Origin of the sequence: Sulfuricurvum kujiense DSM 16994 (genome assembly GCF_000183725.1) — a bacterium.
GTDB lineage: Bacteria > Campylobacterota > Campylobacteria > Campylobacterales > Sulfurimonadaceae > Sulfuricurvum > Sulfuricurvum kujiense.
Genome location: NC_014762.1, coordinates 1,516,794 through 1,540,097, shown reverse-complemented (window position 1 = coordinate 1,540,097; position 23,304 = coordinate 1,516,794). Strand labels below are relative to the sequence as shown.

General features: G+C 44.9%; 20 protein-coding genes. 14 read left to right on the top strand and 6 right to left on the bottom strand.

The features are described from left to right. Positions 1 to 48: 48 nt before the first annotated feature. Entirely contained in the window at positions 49 to 2,310 is a 2,262-nt protein-coding gene (locus SULKU_RS07640; protein WP_013460376.1) for a glutamine--tRNA ligase/YqeY domain fusion protein, read from the top strand. A 126-nt stretch (positions 2,311 to 2,436) separates the two neighbouring features. On the opposite strand, the gene clpX is transcribed toward SULKU_RS07640, so the two are convergent. The 5 genes from clpX to SULKU_RS07615 all read right to left on the bottom strand — a co-directional run bounded on the left by clpX (position 2,437) and on the right by SULKU_RS07615 (position 6,210). Next, positions 2,437 to 3,648, bottom strand: a complete 1,212-nt coding sequence (clpX, locus tag SULKU_RS07635) for an ATP-dependent Clp protease ATP-binding subunit ClpX (protein WP_013460375.1) — start codon at positions 3,646 to 3,648, stop codon at positions 2,437 to 2,439. After that, positions 3,648 to 4,244 carry an ATP-dependent Clp protease proteolytic subunit gene (locus SULKU_RS07630; RefSeq protein ID WP_013460374.1) on the bottom strand — a complete coding sequence of 199 codons (597 nt, stop codon included), beginning with the start codon at positions 4,242 to 4,244 and terminating at the stop codon, positions 3,648 to 3,650. Before SULKU_RS07630 ends, clpX begins: the two co-directional genes overlap by 1 nt. An 11-nt stretch (positions 4,245 to 4,255) precedes the next feature. Then, positions 4,256 to 5,086: an SIR2 family protein gene (locus tag SULKU_RS07625; protein ID WP_013460373.1), complete on the bottom strand. Its 831-nt coding sequence runs from the start codon at positions 5,084 to 5,086 to the stop codon at positions 4,256 to 4,258. Positions 5,087 to 5,205: 119 nt separating this feature from the next. Further along, positions 5,206 to 5,712: a thioredoxin domain-containing protein gene (locus SULKU_RS07620; protein WP_013460372.1), complete on the bottom strand. Its 507-nt coding sequence runs from the start codon at positions 5,710 to 5,712 to the stop codon at positions 5,206 to 5,208. 57 nt (positions 5,713 to 5,769) lie between these two features. Further along, positions 5,770 to 6,210 carry a hypothetical protein gene (locus SULKU_RS07615; RefSeq protein WP_013460371.1) on the bottom strand — a complete coding sequence of 147 codons (441 nt, stop codon included), beginning with the start codon at positions 6,208 to 6,210 and terminating at the stop codon, positions 5,770 to 5,772. Positions 6,211 to 6,353: 143 nt separating this feature from the next. Here SULKU_RS07615 and SULKU_RS07610 point away from each other — a divergent pair, with 143 nt between their 5' ends. The 10 genes from SULKU_RS07610 (at position 6,354) to SULKU_RS07565 (ending at position 18,600) form a co-directional block, all read left to right on the top strand. Further along, a complete protein-coding gene (locus SULKU_RS07610) occupies positions 6,354 to 9,140 on the top strand; it encodes an EAL domain-containing protein (RefSeq protein ID WP_013460370.1) in 2,787 nt (928 codons plus the stop codon). A gap of 170 nt (positions 9,141 to 9,310) precedes the next feature. Beyond that, a complete protein-coding gene (gene nifB / locus SULKU_RS07605; RefSeq protein WP_013460369.1) occupies positions 9,311 to 10,726 on the top strand; it encodes a nitrogenase cofactor biosynthesis protein NifB in 1,416 nt (471 codons plus the stop codon). An 89-nt stretch (positions 10,727 to 10,815) separates the two neighbouring features. Then, positions 10,816 to 11,931: a homocitrate synthase/isopropylmalate synthase family protein gene (locus SULKU_RS07600; RefSeq protein WP_013460368.1), complete on the top strand. Its 1,116-nt coding sequence runs from the start codon at positions 10,816 to 10,818 to the stop codon at positions 11,929 to 11,931. Then, entirely contained in the window at positions 11,922 to 12,749 is an 828-nt protein-coding gene (locus SULKU_RS07595) for a GNAT family N-acetyltransferase (protein WP_013460367.1), read from the top strand. The genes SULKU_RS07600 and SULKU_RS07595 overlap by 10 nt, the downstream gene beginning before the upstream one ends. 272 nt (positions 12,750 to 13,021) lie before the next feature. Next, positions 13,022 to 14,224: a hypothetical protein gene (locus SULKU_RS07590; protein WP_041666778.1), complete on the top strand. Its 1,203-nt coding sequence runs from the start codon at positions 13,022 to 13,024 to the stop codon at positions 14,222 to 14,224. Between the two features lie 32 nt (positions 14,225 to 14,256). After that, complete coding sequence (locus SULKU_RS07585) at positions 14,257 to 15,642, top strand: diguanylate cyclase (RefSeq protein WP_013460365.1); 1,386 nt, start codon at positions 14,257 to 14,259, stop codon at positions 15,640 to 15,642. A 182-nt stretch (positions 15,643 to 15,824) separates the two neighbouring features. Next, positions 15,825 to 17,627: a sensor domain-containing diguanylate cyclase gene (locus tag SULKU_RS07580; RefSeq protein WP_245535141.1), complete on the top strand. Its 1,803-nt coding sequence runs from the start codon at positions 15,825 to 15,827 to the stop codon at positions 17,625 to 17,627. Positions 17,628 to 17,679: 52 nt separating this feature from the next. Next, the gene (locus SULKU_RS07575) at positions 17,680 to 17,871 is read left to right on the top strand and encodes a CCE_0567 family metalloprotein (RefSeq protein ID WP_013460363.1); all 192 of its coding nucleotides are present in this window, start codon (positions 17,680 to 17,682) and stop codon (positions 17,869 to 17,871) included. A gap of 10 nt (positions 17,872 to 17,881) precedes the next feature. Next, positions 17,882 to 18,160 carry a hypothetical protein gene (locus SULKU_RS07570; RefSeq protein ID WP_013460362.1) on the top strand — a complete coding sequence of 93 codons (279 nt, stop codon included), beginning with the start codon at positions 17,882 to 17,884 and terminating at the stop codon, positions 18,158 to 18,160. Beyond that, the gene (locus SULKU_RS07565; protein WP_013460361.1) at positions 18,157 to 18,600 is read left to right on the top strand and encodes a GNAT family N-acetyltransferase; all 444 of its coding nucleotides are present in this window, start codon (positions 18,157 to 18,159) and stop codon (positions 18,598 to 18,600) included. Before SULKU_RS07570 ends, SULKU_RS07565 begins: the two co-directional genes overlap by 4 nt. Here the strand turns inward: SULKU_RS07565 and SULKU_RS14425 are convergent, their stop codons facing one another. Then, a complete protein-coding gene (locus SULKU_RS14425; RefSeq protein WP_013460360.1) occupies positions 18,601 to 20,163 on the bottom strand; it encodes a sensor domain-containing diguanylate cyclase in 1,563 nt (520 codons plus the stop codon). Positions 20,164 to 20,427: 264 nt separating this feature from the next. Between SULKU_RS14425 and nifH the strand changes: the two genes are divergently transcribed. The 3 genes from nifH (at position 20,428) to nifD (ending at position 23,304) form a co-directional block, all read left to right on the top strand. Next, a complete protein-coding gene (gene nifH, locus SULKU_RS07555; protein WP_013460359.1) occupies positions 20,428 to 21,345 on the top strand; it encodes a nitrogenase iron protein in 918 nt (305 codons plus the stop codon). 115 nt (positions 21,346 to 21,460) lie between these two features. Next, positions 21,461 to 21,820 (top strand): hypothetical protein, encoded by a 360-nt coding sequence (locus SULKU_RS07550; RefSeq protein WP_013460358.1) that lies wholly within the window; start codon positions 21,461 to 21,463, stop codon positions 21,818 to 21,820. A 14-nt stretch (positions 21,821 to 21,834) separates the two neighbouring features. Further along, complete coding sequence (gene nifD / locus SULKU_RS07545; protein ID WP_013460357.1) at positions 21,835 to 23,304, top strand: nitrogenase molybdenum-iron protein alpha chain; 1,470 nt, start codon at positions 21,835 to 21,837, stop codon at positions 23,302 to 23,304.

The window sequence follows — 23,304 nt, the reverse complement described above, 5'->3', positions numbered from 1 at the left end:
GGGCTTGCTCATATTTGTGCATAATATCAGTCAGAAGGTTTTAGAGCAATGAACGAGAGCAAAGATTTTTTACGCACCATCGTCGAAGAAGATATAAAAGCACACAAATATAACGAAGTCGTAACACGCTTCCCCCCTGAGCCAAACGGCTTTCCCCACATCGGTCACGCCAAATCGATCGCGATCAACTTCGGTATCGCGCGGGACTACAACGGTCACTGTAATCTGCGGATGGACGATACCAACCCCACAACCGAAGATACACGCTACGTCGAAGCACTCAAAGACGCCGTCGAATGGCTGGGATTCAAATGGGAGGGGAACGTCCGCTACACCTCCGATTATTTCCCTGAACTCTATGAATACGCAAAACAGCTCATCAAAATGGGCAAAGCCTATGTCGACAGCCTGAGCGAAGAGGAGATCCGCGAGTATCGCGGAACGGTAACCGAACCCGGACGCCGAAGCGTCTATGCCGAGCGCAGTGTTGAAGAGAACCTCGACCTCTTAGAGCGGATGAAAAACGGTGAGTTCAAAGACGGCGAGCATGTTTTGCGTGCCAAAATCGACATGAGTGCGGCGAACATGAAAATGCGCGATCCGCTCCTCTACCGTATTCGTCATGCCCACCATTACCGTACGGGGGATGCGTGGAATATCTACCCGATGTACGATTTCGGTCACTGTCTCTCCGACTACATCGAGGGGGTTTCCCACTCGATCTGTACGCTCGAATTTGAAAACAACCGCGACATCTACGACTGGGTGCTCGATACGCTGGGGCTCACATCACCGCGCCCGTATCAGCACGAGTTCGCACGGTTGGGGATCAACTACACCGTCATGAGCAAACGAAAGCTCCTCGAACTGGTCAACGAAAACTACGTCAGCGGGTGGGATGATCCCCGTATGCCGACCATCGCGGGATTGCGTAGACGCGGGTATACCCCTGAGTCGATCCTCAATTTCTGTCATCAGATCGGTATCGCCAAAGCCAACTCGATGGTCGATGTCGCACAGCTGGAGTTCTGCATCCGCGATGATCTGAACACCAAAGTGCCGCGCGTCATGTGTGTCCTTGATCCGCTGAAAGTGACGATTGAGAATTACGAAGGGAGCGAAGAACTCGACGCTTCGTACTACCCTGAAGACGTACCGAAAGAGGGATCACGCAAACTGCCGTTCTCTCGAGAGATTTTCATCGAGCGTGACGATTTCAGCGAAAACCCGCCAGCGGGCTTTTACCGCCTCACACCTGAACAGAGCGTGCGTCTCAAACACGCCTACATCATCAGCTGCAAAGAGGTTATCAAAGACGCGGAGGGCAACATCACCGAGATCATCGCGACGTACCATCCCGACTCGAAAAGCGGCTCCGACACGAGCGGCATCAAGGTCAAAAGTGCGATCCAGTGGGTCGATGCCCATAGAGCCAAAACCGCCGAAGTACGCCTCTACGACCGCCTCTACACGTGCGAAGCGCCGGAGGGCTTGGAAGACCTCAATCCCGACTCGCTTAAAGTGATCAAAAACGCCCTCGTAGAACCGGCTCTCATCACCGAAAAACCGGATGTGCGGTTCCAGTTCGAGCGTCAGGGGTATTTTTATGCCGATCCAGTCGATTACACCGATGAAGCGCCGGTATTTAACAAAATCGTCGGACTCAAAGACTCGTGGAACAAAAAAGTCAAAGCCGATGATTCCCAAGCCAAACCTGAGCGTAAAGCGGCAGAGAAAAAGGTGCAGATCGACGGCGAAGTCGCGCCGATGAATGAAGCGGAACAAGGACGCTTTGATACCTATACGGGGACGATGAAACTGGGGAATGAAGTGGCGAACACCCTCGCACGGGATGAGAAACTCTCCGCATTTTTCGAAGCGGCGCTCTCCGTGCATAACAGTCCCGTGACCCTTGCCAACATCGTCTCCAATGAAGTGGCACGTGAACTCAAAGAAAAAGATGCGGATGAGCTGAAATTCACCCCTGCACAGGTCGCAGAATTGGTCAAAATGATCGATGATGAGATCATCTCCAATAAAATCGCCAAACAGGTGTTCGAAGAGATGGCGCTAAACGGCGAAAATCCTGCCGCAATCGTCGAAGCGCAGGGATTGGTACAGATCAGCGATCCGTCGCTTATCCTGCCGATCATCGATGACGTGATGGCGAAAAATCCCGACAATGTCGAAAAATACAAAGCGGGTAATACGAAACTGTTCGGATTTTTTGTAGGGCAGGTGCTCAAAGCAACGGGAGGAAAAGCAAATCCTCAAGTCGTCAATGATCTGGTGATGCAGAAGTTAAAATAAAATAGATAGTTTAATTCTGCCTCGACAGAGGCAAGCTTCAGTGCCATAGCGGCCAGCGTAGCCGTCGGGGTTCACGTGCCCTTTTAGGGTATTGCTCCGATGGCGTTCAACATAAATAATAAAAGATCACGCTTCCGCGTGTTCTTCTTTGTAGACGTAGATAGGCTCATTGTCCGGATTCTCGATCACCGCTTCGGTGACGGTGACACTCTGGAGATTCTTCTTCGACGGACAGCTAAATTGCAACGGCAGCATCGCTTCCTCGATAATTCCCCGTAATCCCCGCGCTCCGACACCTCTGTCGATCGCTTTTTGCGCTACCGCTTCGAGGGCTTTATCCTCGAAATTCAGCTCGATACCGTCCATGTCGAACAGCGCCTGAAACTGTTTGATCAGAGCGTTGTCCGGCTCTTGGAGGATTTGGATCATCTGATCTTTGGTCAGTTCGCCCAGCTGTGCGACGACAGGGATACGTCCGATAAACTCGGGGATCATCCCGTAATGCACCAGGGCTTTGGCATCGATTTTTTTCGGTTTCGCATCGGCAGAGGCGCTTTTGCTGAATCCCACTTTGTTCGTTTTCTTCGTATGGGTGTCAGGGACGAGACCTACAAATGCCCCGCCGCAGACGAAGAGGACATGAGAGGTGTTAAAGAGTACCGTCTCAGTGGTAGAGTTTTTACGGCTCCCTTTGATGGGGACGTACACTTCGGCACCCTCCAGGATTTTGAGAAGCCCTTGCTGAACTCCCTCTCCCGATACGTCGCGCCCCATCGTCGAACTCTCGCCTTTGCGGGCGATTTTGTCCACTTCGTCGATATAGATGATTCCGCGCTGTGCGAGGTCGATATCATAATTTGCCGCGGCGAGGAGGCGGCTGAGGATGCTCTCGACGTCCTCACCGACATATCCCGCTTCAGTGAGGGCAGTTGCGTCGGCGACGGCGAACGGAACCTGCATGATCTTGGAGAGCGATTTGGCGAGGAGTGTTTTACCGCTACCCGTCGGTCCGACGAGCATGATGTTACTTTTCTCCAGCTCTACATTATTGTAAACCGGATTTTCGATCCGTTTGTAGTGGTTGTACAACGCGACGGCGAGGACTTTTTTCGCATCTTCCTGCCCGATGATGTATTTGTTCAAAAACTCGACGATCTTCTCCGGAGTCGGAAGCTGCTGCTGCATCGCGGAGCGCTGTTCGTAGCGCACCTCTTTTTGTAAAATGGATGAACAGGTCGTGACGCATTCGTTACAGATATGGGTCGTCTCCGAAGAGAACATTTTTTTGACTTCGCTTTGTTTGCGGCCGCAAAATGAACAGGTTTTTTCTGGTTGCATCAGACATCCTTAGCGGTGAATTTTGTGAGAATCTCATCGGCGAGGCCGAACGCTATCGCTTCTTTGGCCTCCATGTAGTTGTCGCGATCAGACTCTTTTTCGATCACTTTCGCGCTTTTCCCCGTCGCTTCGGCGAGGATCACATACAATCGGCGTTTGAGGTTGAGGATATGTTTGGTGTGGATCTCGATATCGCTCGCCTGACCCGAATATCCTCCCAGTGGCTGATGGATCATCACTTCGGCATTCGGGAGCATATAGCGGTGCCCTTTTTCGCCGCAGGTAAAGAGTACCGCAGCCATCGACGCGACCAGCCCCATCGCGTAGGTGTGGACAGGGGCGTTGATGAGATTCATAGTATCTAATATGGCAAGTCCCGCCATAACCGAACCGCCCGGAGAACTGATGTACATGTGGATCGGCTCGTCAGGGTCCATCGCTTCGAGGTACAGCAGCTGAGAGACGATAACTCCCATCATATGATCGTCGATCGCTTCGGTGATAACGATAACGCGATCCCCCAAGAGTTTGGAAAAGAGATCGAAATAACGCTCTCCACGCGGTGAAACATCTTTTACGGTTGGAATAAACGGCATAAGCGGCTCCTTTAGATAAATGCTTTGATGAATTCAGGAAGTGACATCGGGATCACTTCGAGGTTATGCTTCTCGATGAACTTCTTCTCTTTTTTGCCCAGTTCTTTGTCGGTGATAACGTACCCGCCCTCCAGATCGAGGCTCAGTTCGTTAGCCACCATACGGTCGGTATCGCGGTCGAACGATGTCCCTAAAAAGAGGTACTTTTTGGTCTTGCGGTAGGTTTTGAGGATTTTCGGTACGGCAAATCCTCCCATCGCTTCGGTGAGCCAGTCGACATAGTCGGCGTCAGAGATGACGAAGCTCGGATTCGGCAGAGGTGAACCCATCGGTTTAAAGAGGATCTTTTCGGCGGTTCCAAGCACCTCTTCGTCTACCAAAAAGTATTTTTGGTTTTCGACATCGTATTCGTACACTTCGTATCGGTTCAGATCACCCATGATGCGTGATTTTCCGATGATGAGACAGTGCGGCGTGTAGGCCAGCAGCTCTTGGAACTTGGTGTCACGGTTCGTATCGATAATATAGCGCGGCGACATATCGGTGATTGCTTTATGCAGCGGCGTCGGATCGAACGGCTTGGTATAGATATGATTCATCAGCTGAGTCATGTACTCTACCCCTCGGCGCTGTTCGAGATGCATGGCGGCGCGGGAGTATTCGAACATCAGTCGAGGCGACATCGCACGTCCGCCGTTCATTGCCAAAATCAGAGAATCGCTGTCATGAGGAACCGCTTCTGCTTCTTTGGTCGTAATCCCTTCAAACACACCCAAACCGAAGTAGGGGATCGTGGTCTGGTTGCGTAACTCTTTCTTTATCGTTTCAATTAGTGTGTCCATTGTGATCCCTTTTGGAGCTTTCTTAAACTATTGCATTTTGCGTTCTTGTCGTAAATAGGAGTAAATTAGTCTTATTTTGTTGCATTGTATACTGTGAATCGGGAAACGGGACAAAAATGTTACCCGTGACACCCTTTTCCGGTGTAGCAGCTGTTTGCCGCGACGATTTTGGAGAGCGCTTTGTCGATACTGAAGGGAGCATCAAGATCGTCTAAAATCTCATGGTAGAACACCGCGCCGTCTTTTGAGATGATAAACAGCGATTTAGCCAGTTCTTTGTTGGAGAGACGGACGCCGTAATAATCTCCGTACGCTTCGTCATAATCATACCCGCATAACCACTCATCCAATGCGGGCAATTCCTGTTTGTCGTTAGCAACGACGAGTGCTTTGGTGATTCCCCCCAGAGCGTTGAGGGAGAAGAGGGTGTTGAGCTCATTGAGCTGAGCGATAAGAGAATTATCGATAAAAGGTACACTGATGAGGAGCTGAGTAGAGCCGTTTTGTCCGCCGATAACGAAGGTTTCGCCGGAACGGTTTTTGAGGCTTACTTTTTCGGATGCGTATCCGACATCCAGCGGCAAATCTTCGAGTAAAAGGGTAGAATTTTGATAGGTGATCTGCACGGTAGGCTCCTTAGATGAACTATTCTTCAATCACTGCATTTAGCGTTCTTACGTGCCTTATGCGGGGTGAACGTAGCGAAGATGTTCGGCGATTTCGGTACCGATAACAAAATGTTCGATCGCATGTACGGCCGTTTTGATAAAAGGGGGAACTTTATGAAGTTTGATGCCCACATTTTTCATGGCATACAGAGTGTTGAGGCAGTATTGATCGACAATGAGGACATTGGACTTTCCGATCACTTCCAGAAGGGCATAATGTTCACTGATATGATGCGGGCTTTGAGCTAAAGCACTTTCGCATTCGCAGGCGATCATTTTCGGGTCTTTTACCATATCTCCGGAATATTTTTCCCACGGATTGAGTTTGGTTTCGAGATAACGGTATCGTATGTCCTTGCGGGTTCCGACCACTTCATACATAGAAAACATCGCACATGCACAAGGATTGTGATGGTAAACATTTTTTTTGGCATCCAGCGGAATAGCAACGATCATCGACATGCTCCTCTATATTTGGCATAGAGATGCATTTTTTGTTCTGCACTATTAGTATGTTTCGAAAATGCATATAAAAAACATAATAGTTAGCTTTTATAATGATAGAATAACATACAGGCAAGTAAAAAAAGGGAGTGTTGATGCGTCTAATTAATCATAAATATGAGAACTTAGAGCAGCTCGAAGCATTCATTCAAGAACATATTCCCAAAACGGGATCGCTTTTTATCCAACTCTTTAGCGGCGTGATGTACAAGTCGCTCATTCAGCCGATACTGGATACTCTCGTATCACGCCTTCCCCATGCTTCATTGATCGGTTCTACGACTGCGGGTGAAATCATGGACGGTAAAATGAGTTCCTTTCAGATCGTCATCTCTTTTTCGATTTTCGATTCGACGGACGTATCGACCTATTATTTTCAAAAATCCGATTTCGAGAACGGGCAACGTGCGGCGCGGGATATTCTGACTTCGCGTACAAAGGTATGTATAGCCTTTAGCGAGGGGTTGATCAATGACTCCGAGTCTTTTTTAAACGGATTTACCTCGGTTCGAAATGATGTAATGATCGCCGGAGGAAATGCCGGGGACGATTTAACCTTTACCCGTACGTACATATTCCATAAAAATACAATCTATGAAGACGGAATCGTTATCGCGGTACTGGATAGTGACGTATTGCAGGTACATAATGCCTACTCGCTGAACTGGACTTCCGTCGGTAAAGAGATGACGATAACCAAAGCGGACAAAAATGTCATTTACGAAATTGACAATCTCCCTGTCAAAGAGCTCTATACCCACTATCTGAGTGCCGAGACGGTTGAGAGGGTGCCGGCCAGCGCTATCGAGTTTCCCCTTATTAAGATCGAAGACGGCGTTCGTATCGCCAGGTCGATCATCGGGCAGAGCAACGATGGGGGATTCATATATGCCGGACATTTTCAAAACGGTGAGAAAGTCCGTTTTGCCATCGGAAATGTCGAAGAAATACTCAATCATGCCGTCGATGTTCAGGAAGATGTCGCGTCATCACCTGCGGAAGCAACCTATATCTATTCATGTTCGGTGCGTAAACTTTTTTTGCAGGAACAGCTCAATTATGAATTCGGGCTGATCAATGAAATCGCTCCGACGGCAGGCTTTTTTACCTACGGCGAATTTTTTCATTCTTCCTCGGATAATCAGCTTCTCAACATCACGACGACGACTCTTTCATTAAGTGAATCCGAAACGGGCGTACGTTTCCAAAAACATGAAAACGAACACGAATATCGCCATTCGATGCTCAAAGCGCTTACCCATTTGATTAATGTGACACAGCATGAACTGGATGAAAACATTACCTTTCTCGACCAGTATAAAATGGTTTTGGATGAGAGCTCTATTGTTTCTAAAACGGACGACAAAGGGATAATAACCTACGTCAATGAAGCTTTTTGCGAAATCTCGGGATATTCCCGTGATGAGTTGATGGGAAAAAACCACAATATCGTCCGTCATCCCGACAACTCTCCCGAAATCTTCAAAGACCTTTGGGACACTATCCGTGCGGGGAAAGTTTGGAAAAATACGTTTAAAAACTTTTCAAAAACGGGCAAAGAGTATTACGTCAAATCGGTCATCGCCCCGATTTTTGACGAGAGAGGGCAGATCGTCGAATACATTGCCGCAAGGATGGATGTTACCGATTTGATTATGAAAGAGCGGATCATTCAACGCCAGCTCACCGATGAACTCACCGGATTTAAAAACCGTACCGCGCTCTTCGCCGATTTGGAAAACAGTTCGAAAGAGCCGACGCTGGTCGTATTAAACATCGACCGTTTTTCCAATATCAACGATTATTTCGGATATGCGGCCGGGGATGATTTGCTCAAAGCATTTGCAAAAAATATCGATGAGTTGATCGAGCATCATCACCTCTACCGTATCAGCGGAGATGAGTTTGTCTTTATTTGCTTTGATGAGTTTAGTAATGAACTCAAAGAACATATTGTCGGATATGTCAATAATCTCGAAAGCCGAAAATTTAAAATCGGTACGTACGATATCTCTGTCAAAGTTTCCGGCGGTGTAGCGCACGCATCCAAATCGGAAGTCTATAATTTAGCTCATATTGCTCTCAAAGAGGCGAAAGAGAAGCGGGCTAAAGTAATCTTTTTCAATGATAACCGGGCGTTGAGCGAAAAAACGCACAATAATATCATGATGGTTAATACGATTCAATCCGCTATCGAAGGGGATCGTATCATTCCTTATTTTCAAGGAATCGTTGACAATAAAACCCGCCGTATTACAAAATATGAAGCCCTGATTCGTATGATCGACGATGAGGGACGGGTCGTAAGCCCGTTTTTGTTTCTTGAGCATGCCAAAAAATCGAAGCTCTATGATAAACTGACGCAAATCATGATCGCAAAAACATTTGCCGTATTCGAAACGTTGGAGTATGATTTTTCTTTGAATCTGACATTGCATGACATTATCTCGAAAGAGACACGGACATTCCTGTATAACGCTTTGGAAAAATCATCCGCTGCAAACCGTCTCGTATTTGAGATCGTTGAAACCGAAGAGATCGAAAATTTCGGCGAAGTTATCGAGTTCATTAAAACGGTTAAATATTACGGCTGTAAAATTGCGATCGACGATTTCGGAACAGGGTATTCGAATTTCAGCTACCTGAGCAAGCTGGATGTCGATTACATTAAAATAGACGGATCGCTGATCAAGAATATTAATGATGATAGGGACCATCTGCTAACAGTTGAGAGTATCCTTCACTTCGCACAGAAAAAAGGGATTGCAACCATTGCCGAATTTGTAGAAGATGAAGCGATCTACGCAAAGCTTGTTGAACTCGGTATCGACTACTCCCAAGGATACTTCTTCTCGGTCCCATCTGCGACTATTCACCCGTAATCCTACGGGTTTTTCTTCACAATTTTCCCTCTTTACGACAAAAACGTCGTTATTTGTCTAACTCCTCTTTTTAAATCGAAGAACATCATTTGCATTACACTAAGTTAAGAAAATGGTTACGTGCTGGATGAGGCAATTGAATCATTGGATTTTTTACTAAGGAGTTTAACATGAGTTGTTCCTCAAGCGGTAACGAAGCTTTTATGCCAGATGACATCAAAGAGAAGATTCACAATCATCCATGCTATTCAGAGGGGGCGCATCACCATTACGCCCGTATCCATGTAGCGGTTGCACCGGCGTGCAATATTCAATGTAATTATTGTAACCGTAAGTATGACTGTTCTAACGAATCCCGTCCCGGCGTAACATCCGAGCGCTTATCACCGGAAGAAGCGGCTAAAAAAGTGCTTCTTGTCGGCGGTGAAGTCCAACGGATGAGTGTTCTTGGGATAGCGGGTCCGGGAGATGCGTTGGCAAATCCGGGCAAAACGTTTGAAACATTCGGTCTGGTTCGTCAGTTCGCTCCGGATTTGAAACTGTGCCTTTCCACCAACGGTTTGGAACTGGCAACCTATATCGATGAGATGGTTGAACACAATATCGATCACATCACCGTGACGATCAACAGTGTCGATGAGAGCGGAGAGATCGGAAGTCAAATCTATCCGTGGATTTTTTACAACAACAAACGTATTTATGGAAAAGAAGCGGCACAAATTCTCTTAGAACGTCAGCTAGAGGGGATGAAAAAATGTGTCGAAAAAGGGATTTTGATCAAAGCTAACTCGGTTTTGATCCCCGGCATCAATGACAAACATCTCCCGGAAGTTTCCAAAAAACTAAAAGAGATCGGTGTTTTCTTGCATAATATCATGCCGATCCTATCCGAGCCGGAGTTCGGAACCAGATTTGCCCTAGACGGTGTACCGAGTGCAACCGATCAGCAGCAAATGGAAGTCCAGGAAGCGTGCGGCATGGATATGAAACTGATGCAGCACTGCCGACAATGCCGCGCCGATGCGGTCGGTCTCATCGGAGAAGACCGCGGAGCGGAGTTCACGAAAGATACATTCGCCGGGCTCAGTTTCGACGAACTTCAGATCAAATACGATCTTGAAGCGCGTCAGGCGGCTCAGGCGAAAATCGAAGAGTTCCGATTCTTCCTCGATCAAGCCAATGAGCGTGTTCGCAAAGAGAAAGAAGAACTCAGTTCTGACGGTCATACGATCCTCGTTGCGGTAACGACGGCGGGCGAGGGGATGATCAACCAACACTTCGGAAGCGTACGTGAGTTCTTGATCTACGAAGCGGGGGACAAAGGGATCCGATTCATCCACCACCGTAAAGTGGAAGCAGAATACTGTGCTGGGCCGGACGGTACGAATCCGCTTCAACCGATTTTAGACCGCCTAAAAGATATCAAACTGATCCTTACGGCAAAAATCGGAGGATGTCCGCAAGGTGATTTGGCAGCTGCCGGGATCGTCGCTGATCAAAGCTATGCCTATCAGCCGATCGAAGCATCGGTTCTAAAGGCGACACGCAAATATTTCAACCTCCCAGAGGAAATGGAAGTAAATTAGTTTAGTCGCTATTTGAGCAAAGCCCAAATAGCTTTCGCTCGACGCTAAGGCACTAAAACTTGCCCTTATAGGGCAGATTGGAAAAGGATATGGCACTCATCAACGATACTACTTTACGCGACGGGGAGCAGGCTCCCTACGTTGCGTTCAATACTGAAGAGAAACTCCGTATTGCGACACTGCTGGATGCATGCGGTGCGGACGAACTCGAAATCGGTATTGCGGCGATGGGTGCCAAAGAGCGCGAAGATATCAAAGAGCTTTTGAATTTGGGGCTGAAAGCCCGGATGATGACCTGGAATCGGATGAAATTGGAAGATCTGGACGCATCGCTTTCATGCGGCGTTCAGGCAGTCGATCTCTCCATTCCGATCTCCGATTTACTCATCGGGGTCAAATTCGGCGGAAGCAAAATCAAAGTATTGAACGAACTCGAACGCGTCGTTACCGCAGCGACACGCGAAGGGCTTTTCGTCTGCATCGGCGGTGAAGATAGCTCACGCGGTGAATTGTCTTTTATGCGCGATGTGATGGAACTTGGGCGTGAATGCGGAGCAGGCCGTTTTCGTTATTGCGATACGATCGGCGTTATGACGCCGACGCAAACATATCAAGCCGTAAAAGAGTTATGTGACCTTAATCTTTTACCGATTGAAATGCATACCCATAACGATTTCGGACTTGCAAATGCCAATGCCCTCAGCGGTATCGATGCAGGGGCGATCAGTATGAATACGACAGTCATCGGATTGGGCGAACGGGCAGGGAATGCATCGTTCGAACAGATTCTTATGTCTCTCAAACATCTCTACGGAGAATCCAGAGCTGTCGATCCGCTTTTACTCCGCAGTCTCGTACAAAGTGTCGCTGATGCGGCAAATATCAATCTATCTGCTAATGCCCCTATCATCGGGGAACGTATTTTTGCACATGAGAGCGGTATACATGCCGACGGAATGATGAAAGATTCGCATGCGTATGAGCCGTATGAAGCTAAAGAGGTCGGGCTTACCAGTTCGTTCCCGATCGGAAAACACTCGGGAAGTGCAACGATACGGTACCATTTGGCTCGTATGGGGATCAGTGCCGACAACTCGATTTTAGGAGATTTATTGCCTAAAATTCGTGAAATCGTTACGTCTCGCAAGCGGGTATTGGAAATAGGCGAGTTAAAATCTCTTTATCAGGATGCGGTATGTTTATAGGATGGCTTAAATACGCTGATGTTGCCGAACTGACGAAAATCGCCGAAGAGACAGGCTGGCTGTTGGACGGCTATCATGTCAAATTGATGATGATGCACGCTCCTCATCTATGCTATGGTGCCTATGAGGAGGGCGTTTTAGTCGGTGCGGTCATGGCAATCGAGTTTGAGACATCGGCAATGATCAAATATTTCATGGTTAAACCGAGCCACCAAAAACAAGGTATCGGACGTCGGTTGTTTAAAACGCTTTTGGAAGTATTAAAAGAGGAACACCCCTCACTGTACCTCCATGCCAATCCGCAGCTAAAATCTTTTTTCGAAGGGTATGGCTTTAAGAGCGTTATGGAAGTAGGGCGATATTTAAACGTCGGGAAAGTCCCGCCGTTCAGTTTTACCAATGCCCAGGCAAAAGAGCTCGACAGCGGCAATTTCGATGCCACAATCCGCCGTATTGATGCAGAAACGTTCGGAGAAGACCGAATGGAATTTATGCTCGATGAGATGGAGCGGAACAGTTCGCTTAAATTCGCCCTTCCGAACTCTTTTCAGCACTCAAGCGTTATCAACTCCCGGGGAGTTTATCTCGGTCCGTGGCAATGCCGTGAGGGATTTGAGGAAGAAGCGGAGAAAATGATGCAGGGCGTTCTTTATTTTCGCGGACTGAAAAAAGTGATAGCCGATATTCCGTTGGGAAATCAAAAAGCGGTTGAGCTTTTTGAAAAATACCATTTTCAGCAAAAAGGGGTATTTTTGCATATGTGCTACGGAGAACCCCGCAGCATTAAATTTGAGAATATCTACGCGTTTTCGCTCTAAAAGCATCCAATAAAATTTCTTAAGAATGCTGGTTAAGAAGCTCTTAAAGCAGTATGAATTAGGATGTTCCATTAATGAATTAGTAATCGTTTTAATTCCGTATAACAAATGTATACAGAGCTGAGAAATGGTGGCGCAAGGGATGCAGTCTGGTTTTTAAATCGAAAGCTTTATATACTTGTTTTCTGGCTTTTTTTTCGTGTACGTCCGTCGGTGGCGATGATAAACTTTTTGATGCTCTGCGGGAAAGTACAATCTCCGGATATGCAAAAATGATGTATGTCTATGATGATCGGCACTTGCCGAAACTGGATCAATCTACCTTCGGTATAGGGGGAAAATTAGCGCTTGATACGGGTTATTGGAACGGACTGAAAGCTAAAGTCGCTTATTATCAGACGAGTGATCTTGGGCTGAGACATTCAAATCCGAAAAGAACCGATGCCTATATGTTCGATGTTGATAAAAGGCCCTATTCGGTTATCGGTGAAGCGTCGATCGAATACAAAAACGAAGATTCCACCCTTTTGCTTGGGCGTCAAGAGATTGACACACCGATCGTCTCTACCTACGACTATAGAATTATTCCCAATCTTTTCGAAGCGTATACGTATACCAATAAAAAATTCTCTCATACAGCAATCACACTCTCTTATATTACCAAAATGTCCGGTTTGGACGGACTGGTGAGTTTCAAACGGTTTGAAAGTATGTCGCAGCAGACGTATACCTCTTTGGCGATGAGCGATCTGCAAACGATTGATTCGAATGGCGGTGATACACTGGATATCTCCGGAATCTCAGGGGATCAGGGTGTTATTATGAGCGGAATCGTTTATGATGAGGGAGTCAGGATACAAGGGTGGAATTATTACTGCCGGGATGTAATTGATGAATTCTATATCGATATAGCCTATCCGTACGAGCTGAATTCCGATCTTACGTCAACGTTTGAAGTTCAAGGCTACGGCGTCCGTGAGATGGGTGTATTTAAAGATTTTCTCCATAACCTGGGGCTGAACGGTTCTTATGAGCTGTTCGGTGCAAAAATGTCATTAACGGATAAAGAGGCCGGATTGACGACATCATTGGCCTATAATTTTTTTACGGGCGATGCACATACTGTTACAGCATTCGGAAACTGGGGTGGATATCCTGAATATGTCGCGATTCCCTATATGTTCGCACAGGATAGCTCCGTGTCCGCTCTTGCCAAAAGCCGGATGGGCAAATTGAGTGTGAAGTACGATTTGGCAAAAGCGGGATTGGAAAATCAAACCTTTATTGCGGGATACTCTATAATTGATCTGAATGATCGGGTTATGCCTCACAGTGACATCCGAGTCATGAATATTGTTTACAAAGCCAAGTTCAGCAATCCTCTCGGATTAAAAATGCAATACGAAATGCGGCAATCGGACAATTACCGATATGCGGACGATATGCTCACTCTCTCGGCGACGTACAAATTTTAGGAACACATTTATACTCTTAGGGTGATTAGCAGATGAACTATAGATTTTATACACTTTTTTTGTTTCTGTTCGCAGTGATTGAAGTCAATGCCGTTGAGAATTATGTCCGTTTAACTCCAGAAGAACAAGCTTACCTAACGCAAAAAAAAGTGATTACGATGTGCGTTGATCCCGATTGGGAGCCGTTTGAGATTATTAATGCCGAAGGGGAACATGTGGGAATTTCCGCCGATTTGATTTCCTTGATGGCGAAACGTGTCGGGTTAAATATCAAACTTGTTCAGACAAAAACGTGGGACGAGACTCTGGAAAAATCCAAAAGCGGACAATGTGATATCCTCAGTTTTGTCAACCAAACCCCCGAACGTGAAAAATGGCTTATTTTTACCCAGCCGCTTCTTTCCGATCCGAATATTTTGATTACCCGTGAAGAACACTCTTTTGTCGCCGATTTGAATGGCTTGGACGGTGAACGTGTTGCTTTGCCAGAGGGGACGGCGGTGCTGGAACGCATGAGCAAAGATTTTCCGAATCTCAAAATGATTCCTGTCGTCTCTGAAGCGGATGCCATGGAGATGGTCTCGGAGAAAAAAGCCGATATGACGGTCAGGTCATTGATCGTCGCTGCTTATGTCATTAAAAAAGAGGGGTGGTTTAACCTGAAAATCTCAGGGCAACCGCAAGGGTATGAAAACCATCTTCGCATCGGCGTGTTGAAAGATGAGAAAATATTACGGGATATTTTGGATAAGGGAATCCAAATGATCACCCCGATTGAGCGTGAAGAAATCATCAATAAACATACGGGGCTTGTTGTTAAAGACGGTATCGATCGTAAAACGGTTCTGCAGTATATCGCTTTAACATTGTTAATTGCGGCTATTTTCTTATGGCGCTATTATGATCTTAAACGCTACAACGCTAAATTACTGGAACTCTCCATTACCGATAAACTGACGGGTATTTACAACCGGCTGAAAATCGATGAGAGATTGACAGACGAACAAAAGAAGGTCAACCGCTACATGAACTATCGTTGCAGTGTCATGATGATCGATATTGACTTTTTTAAAACGGTTAACGATACTTACGGACATCAATACGGCGACGATGTGTTAAAACAATTGGCGGAACTGATGCGTCAAAACTTTCGTGAAACGGATGTATTCGGACGTTGGGGTGGCGAAGAGTTTATGGTCATATTTCCCAATACTTCGGTGGAAGATGCGTATGCCGCTGCTGAAAAATTTCGTCGTAATGTTGAAGAAAACGTGCGCAGTATGGATAAGCCCGTTACGGTCAGTATCGGTTTAGGAACATTTTTGACGGCTGAGAGTGTCGATAATATGCTTTCGCGTATCGACGCTGCATTGTATGATGCCAAAGAGCAGGGGCGTAACCGTATCTGTACACGCTGATTAGGATTTTTTTATACATAAGTTTTACTTTAGAAGTAATAGAGAGGAAATAAAAGAAAAATTGATATAATCAAAATTGTTTTTAACAGCTTTTTGAGCATATGAGTCTAATGTTTCGACTGCATCTAAACTTTCCGCTATTAATAGCTCTTTTCCTCGCCTCTTTAGTGACTGTCATTAGTGTGATTTATGTCCAAGAAAATACCATTCATACCAGTAAAGAGAATATTTCATACCAATACGCCAGATTTTTGAACCAAAAAGTTAAATACGATGCAGACGTACTGGGTGAATATATCAATTTTATCCAAACCGACAACGATCTGGCGGCACAATTCCAAGAAGGAAATAAAAAAGAAATTTTTGCTTCGATGGAAGGGCTTTATAAAAGGCTGAATCGAGACATCGATGTAACCCATATGTATTTTATCAGAACCGACGGTACCGTTTTGCTCAGAGTACACGATTACAACAGAGACAATGACGTTATTGAGAGGGAAACATTTAAAAAAGCCAAAGAGACGCAAAAACTTGTGCACGGTTTGGAATTCGGATTAAAGATGAATTACACTCTCCGAGTGGTAAAACCGTGGTACGTTAACGGAAAACTGATCGGCTATATCGAAGTGGGAAAAGAAATTGACAAAATTATAGATGAATATGCCCATTTACTGGGGAATAATGTTTATATCGCTATTAAAAAAGATATCTATCGTGATGCCCCTGATTTTGTGCAATCAAATCTCAAACGAAATTGTTTAGTTGATGATTATTACATAGCCTATAATACTTTTGCCATTCCCCCGCAAATGGGATCGATTTTAAACGGTTCGATAGAGCATCAAGATATTTCATTCCAAAATCATGAATATTATGTTTCAAAAATAGATTTTTCGGATTTTTCAAAAAAGAAGTTGGGCTATATCGTATTTTTTCAAGATGTTTCGATAGAACACAACGCGATGTACAGTTCGGTAAAAGCACTGATCATAATGCTGATACTTATTTCGTCGATTTTTTTTATTCTGGGATATAAACTCATTCGAAGAAAAGAAAAAAACATCAATGCGTTGACGTCGGTATTAAATGAACAAAAAGAAGAGCTGTTTCATGCCAGCCAAAAACTTCAAAAACTTTTTGATCTTCAGAAAAATATTATTATTCTTACAGACGGAAAAAAATTGAATATGGCCAATCAGAGTATGTTGGATTTCTTCGGTTTTGAAGATTTGGGCCATTTTCTCCAGCATTACAACTGTATATGTGAGAGGTTCATAGAAGACGACACTTTTTTTCATTTAGGCAAAGTGCCAAATGGGGAAAACTGGGTTGAAACCCTAAACCATCTTTCCCCGGAAAATCGGATTGTCGCCATTTACGATAAAGACAATAAAACGCATGTATTTAGTATTTCTCTCAATGAGTTCGAAGATGAAAGATTTGTTGTCGCTTTTGCAGACATCAGCAATACAATGAGGGATCAGATCAAACTAATTCAAAAAGTAACGCATGATAAATTGACGGGGGCATTTAACCGGGAATTTTTGGATAACAGTATTCATGATATTATCAGAGAGATAGAACCGAATCACCTCGGCGTCATTATGTGCGATATCGATTATTTTAAACGGGTCAATGATACTTTCGGTCACAACCGGGGTGACGAAGTATTAAAAGAATTTGCGGCTACCGTACAAAAATCTATTCGAAATGAAGATTATTTAATCCGATGGGGTGGTGAAGAGTTTATCGTTCTGGTTAAGGTAGACACGATCGAATCTCTTCAAATCATTGCGGAACATATACGTACCGCCGTTCAAAACACCTATTTTGAAGAAGTTGAAAAAATCACCGCAAGTCTGGGCGTGACGTTGTTTCAAGAGAATGAGACAATCTTGGCATGTATTGCAAAAGCCGACAAAGCGCTCTATACAGCGAAAGCCAACGGTAGGAATCAGATACAAGTTTATGAATTCCTTGAATGAATAAAGTGCATATCGAATAAAAAATGCATTTTGATTCAAAAAGGAGTCTGTTATGTCTGAAGAACTGGATCACAAAAAAGAGTTGGCAAAGCTCAAACGTTTAGCGGTGGAAATCGCCTCTGAAATTCATGATATCGTTGAAGATACGGTTTGGACGAATCATGTTAAAATGCCTGAACTGGCCAAGAAATTGTATGATGCGGTTGAAAAAGCAAATCAGTATAAGGCTGAACATTCCCTCTAAGGGTTGAATTATGGCTACCAAAGAAGAAGTCTTAGCGCTTGAAATTTGCGAATGCGGCAACAAGAACGTTGCCGATGCTATCAAAATTTTTCAAGAGACATCCCTTCCCTATAAAAAAGCAAAAAAACTCGTCACAGAGTGTGACAAGAGTTGCTGTCGTGCAGCCCTTCTCAGACTTTTTGATATGGCATACTTCGGTACATTCGATTATGATGAGATCGAGCGGCTGATACAGCTGCGTCATGACAAACTGGGTGAAATATTAGAACGGATGAAAACCGGACGATGATAGTTCGTCGCGCTAACTATAAAGATATCCCGGAGATGTCAAGTCTGCTCAGCGAGCTTTTTGCTATCGAAGACGACTTTACCGTCGATGCCGAAAAACAGTCTCGCGGATTAAAACTTTTGCTCGATACGCCGAATGCGGTCGTTTTGGTTGCCGAAGAAGATGAGTGTGTCATAGGGATGGTATCGATGCAGTCTCTGGTCTCTACGGCGATAGGAGAGAATGTCGGACTGATCGAAGATATGATCGTTACACAGGCACACCGTGGAAAAAGGATCGGATCGTCTTTGCTTGAAGCGTTGATTGCGGAGTCTGCGAAAAAAAACTACGGGCGGCTTTCACTCGGAGCCGATAACCGCAACAGCGGTGCAATCGCCTTCTATCAAAAGTACGGATTTACAACCAGTCATATGGGGCTGATGTACCGGGTCAACGGATAATCAACCTGCAACAGATACTCTGTTTTTCCCCTCTTTTTTTGCTTGATACATTGCATCGTCCGCTTTTTTTACAAAGGTTTCAATACTCTCTTCTTTATCAAACTGTGCAACACCCAGACTGATGGTAATATGACCGATATTTTGAAACTGTGTCTGTTCGATTTTTGTTCTAAGCCGCTCCGCCAGTGCAATCGTCCCTTCATAGGGGGTATTGATCTGCAAAATAACAAATTCTTCACCGCCCCATCGTGCGAACATATCATGACTCCGTATGACAGAGTGGACGATTTCGGCGGTATTGATTAATACGGCGTCTCCCGCATTATGTCCGAACGTGTCGTTAACGTGTTTAAAATCATCAATATCAAACATAATGAGAGCCACAGAACTATTTGATTGGCGGGCATGATCCGTTGCGGATTTGAGCCATCGATTACATTGCAGACGGTTTGCCGCTCCGGTCATCGGATCGGTAGCCGCCGCTTTGGCCAGTTCGTTTTCAAAGAGGATACGGGAAGTGATGTCTTTTCCGGTAGAGACGAAATTGGTAATTTGCCCATGTCTGTTTTTCATGGGAACGATAGTTTTGAATTCATGATAAAACGTAGCGTCTTTTCGTTTATTGGTGAGTATGCCCTGATAGGTTTCGCCCTGGAGGATTGTTTTCCACATCTGCTCATAAAAAGCGTTCTCATGTTCGCCGGAGCGGAGAATATTCGGTTTTTGATCAACGGCTTCTTCCGCCAAATATCCGGATTGCCGTTCGAATGCACGGTTGACATATTCGATTCGGCCTTCTGAATTGGTAATTACAACGGTATCTCCGCTTGCTTCAAGTGCTTTTGAAAGTTTGAGAAGGTGAAAATCACTTTGGTGCTTAAAGACGCGAAGAATTTGAGTAATCGCATATCCGGCAACTATGGCGCACAGAGCGCGAAAGAACTGAACAGGAAGATTGAAGAGTGATTTAAATGTTTCTTCATTAATAATAGAAGCAGGGAAAAAACTCCCCTTGGGGACAATTACCCCTGCAAGAATGCCGTATACGAAAAAAACGCCGGCAATGGTATACATACATCGCTTGACGGCTGCATAGACCGGCCCGTGTATTACATAAGCGGGATGGGCGAAGATATAGGAAGTCAAAAAAATTCCCGGTATGCCGAGAATATAGCGGACCAGAATATTCGCATCTAGGTAAGAATGGGTTGTAACACTCAGTTGGATGAAGGGGACCCCTAAGATAACAATAAATAGAATCAGTCTTGCCCGTGCGTGTCCCCATAGAACACGTGAAGCAAAATAGAGCAGAAAAATATACGAGATTCCCATAGTAATGAATACAGCTGTCACCGGTATCTCGTTGCTAACACTCATATCCAGTCTCTGAAAAAGTACCAGCCATTCGGAGATTCCATGCAAAATGCCGAAGGTACCGAGATATTTTAGATCATGGGCAAATTTGAAAATGGAATTTTCACTCGGGTAATAAAGAATACTGTAGCCGAAGAGAAAAAAAGCAAGACCGTAGAAGAAATAGATATAGTCAATGAAGTACAGCATACAACCTCTTTATGAGAGAATAGAGACAAGCCTAAACCAGATGATACTATTATTCTTATTATTATATAGTAGAAGCATACTCAGCAGATGTGCTGAAAGAAGATCGAATGTGATACATTTTGTCCGTTTTTCATCCCTGCAAGACCTATTCCTACAAATTTGTCTGCAAAGTGTCATTTTGTCGCTTTGTTGGATGAAATGTCGCGAAAAACCTTAGAACACCCCTTGCATCAACCTAAGTGAAGTTCACAAAAAGGGGTTAACATGGCTGGATCAGCTAGCTTGCGTCAAATCGCGTTCTACGGAAAAGGTGGGATCGGTAAATCTACCACATCTCAAAATACATTGGCAGCGATGTCACATTACTTCGGTAAAAATATTATGATCGTTGGTTGTGATCCGAAAGCGGATTCAACTCGTTTGATTCTTCACGAGAAAGCACAAGATACTATTCTTTCTCTTGCAGCGGAAATGGGAACAATTGAAGATGTTGAGATGGAACAAGCTCGTCTTTGGGGTAAAGGTCTTTTCGATCGTGAAACTCCGGGCGGTTGGATCAACTGTACAGAATCAGGCGGACCAGAACCAGGAGTAGGTTGTGCAGGTCGCGGTGTTATTACTGCGATTAACTTCCTCGAAGAAGAGGGTGCTTACGATGAAGAAGGTTTGGATTTCGTTTCTTATGACGTTCTTGGTGACGTTGTTTGCGGTGGATTCGCAATGCCGATTCGTGAAGGTAAAGCACAAGAAATTTACATCGTAATGTCAGGTGAAATGATGGCGATGTATGCGGCTAACAACATCTCTAAAGGGATTTTGAAATACGCAAACACTGGTGGAGTACGTCTTGCAGGTCTTATCTGTAACGCTCGTATGACTGACCGCGAATACGATCTTGCGTTAGAGCTTGCTACTCGTATCGGTACTCAGTTGATCCACTTCGTACCACGTAACAACATCGTTCAACATGCTGAATTGCGTCGTATGACGGTTGTTGAATACAGCCCATACTCTGACCAAGCTCGCGAATACAAAGAGCTTGCTCGTAAAATCGTTTACAACGATATGAAAATCATCCCTACTCCGGTAAGTATGGATGAGCTTGAAGACTTGCTCCTTGAGTTCGGTCTTGAAGACGAAGTTGACGAATCACAAGTCGGTAAAGCGGCTCACGAAGCGTAATTAAATAACCCCGGAGATTCCTCTTTCCAGAGGGATCTTCAATGGCTGTCATAGTCTACTATGACTTTTAACATCTTCAAATAATGAAAAGAAAAGAACAGAAAAAGGAGAAGAGATGTTTGTATTAGGTTTTCACTTCCCAGCAGATATGGGGAATAAAGTTCCGGATGAAATGGTTGCAGAAAAAATTGCTGGTGTTGACATTAGCGATGTAAAAGAGATCAAATTGTTGATGGGTACAAAAGACAAAGATAAAGTTTGGTTGAGCTACACCAACAAAAATACATTCTTGTTCAAAGCATTGGTTCACTACTTCAAAGAAGAGAACCCAAATAATGAACAAAAATACATGATCTACATGAATCGTTACCAAATGTCTGAAATCTCTAAACGCGTTGATGCTGGAGATGACGAAACTATGAAATTGTGTCACAACTTAGATTCGATGGAACAATTCCGTATCGAAGTCGCGTAAGGAAGGGGTGTATTATGGGTCCAGAAACACTAGAAGCTAAACAAAAAGCGGCCATTGAAGAGATCTTAAAAGCGTATCCTGAGAAAGCGGCAAAAAACCGTGAAAAACATCTCGGTGTCGGATCTCCTAATGATGAAAATCAAAAAACGTGCGGAGATGTCCGCTCTAACAAAAAAACCGTTCCGGGTGTAATGAGCCAACGCGGTTGTGCTTATGCAGGTTCTAAAGGGGTTGTATGGGGTCCTGTCAAAGACATGATCCATATCTCTCACGGTCCTATCGGATGCGGTCAATATAGCCGTGCAGGTCGTCGTAACTATTACATCGGTGTAACCGGTGTTGATACATTCGTTACAATGAACTTCTGTTCGGATTTCCAAGAAAACAACATCGTTTTCGGTGGAGATAAAAAATTGGGTCAATGTATCGATGAAATCGAAACTCTTTTCCCATTGAATAACGGTATCACTGTTCAATCAGAGTGTCCGATCGGTTTGATCGGGGATGATATCGCTGCGGTTGCTAAAACCAAAGCAAAAGAAATCGGTAAAACGATCGTTCCGGTCAACTGCGAAGGTTTCCGCGGGGTGTCTCAATCACTCGGTCACCATATCGCCAACGATGCGGTTCGTGACTACATTTTTGAAGGTGACCTTAGCCACATTCAAACAAATGACGTTACACCGACTGAGTATGACGTTGCGATCATCGGTGACTATAACATCGGTGGAGATACATGGTCAAGCCGTATCCTTCTTGAGGAAATGGGTCTTCGTGTCGTTGCACAATGGTCAGGAGATGCTACTCTTAAAGAGATGGCATTGACTCCAAAAGTTAAATTGAACTTGCTTCACTGCTACCGTTCAATGAACTATATCAGCCGTCACATGGAAAAAGAATTCGGGATTCCGTGGGTAGAGTATAACTTCTTCGGACCGAGCCAAACGATCAAATCACTTCGCAAAATCGCGTCGTTCTTTGATGAGAGCATCCAAAAGAAATGTGAAGAAGTTATCGCTAAATATCAACCGATGATCGATGCGGTTATCGCGAAATACAAACCACGTCTTGAAGGGAAACAAGTAATGTTGTTCGTCGGCGGTCTTCGCCCTCGTCACGTTATCGGTGCCTATGAAGATTTGGGTATGGAAGTAATCGGAACAGGTTATGAGTTTGCTCATGATGACGACTACAAACGTACTAAAGAAGAGATTTTCCGCTCAACCGTTATCTACGATGACGTCAATGAGTATGAACTTGAAGCGTTCGTTAAAAAACTTCAACCTGACCTTGTAGCTTCAGGGATCAAAGAGAAGTATGTATTCCAAAAAATGGGTCTTCCGTATCGTCAGATGCACTCATGGGATTACAGCGGACCTTACCACGGGTACGACGGATTCGCCATTTTCGCCCAGGATATGGATCTTGCGATCAACTCTCCTGTATGGGCACATTCCAAAGCACCATGGGAGAAAGAGGGCTGA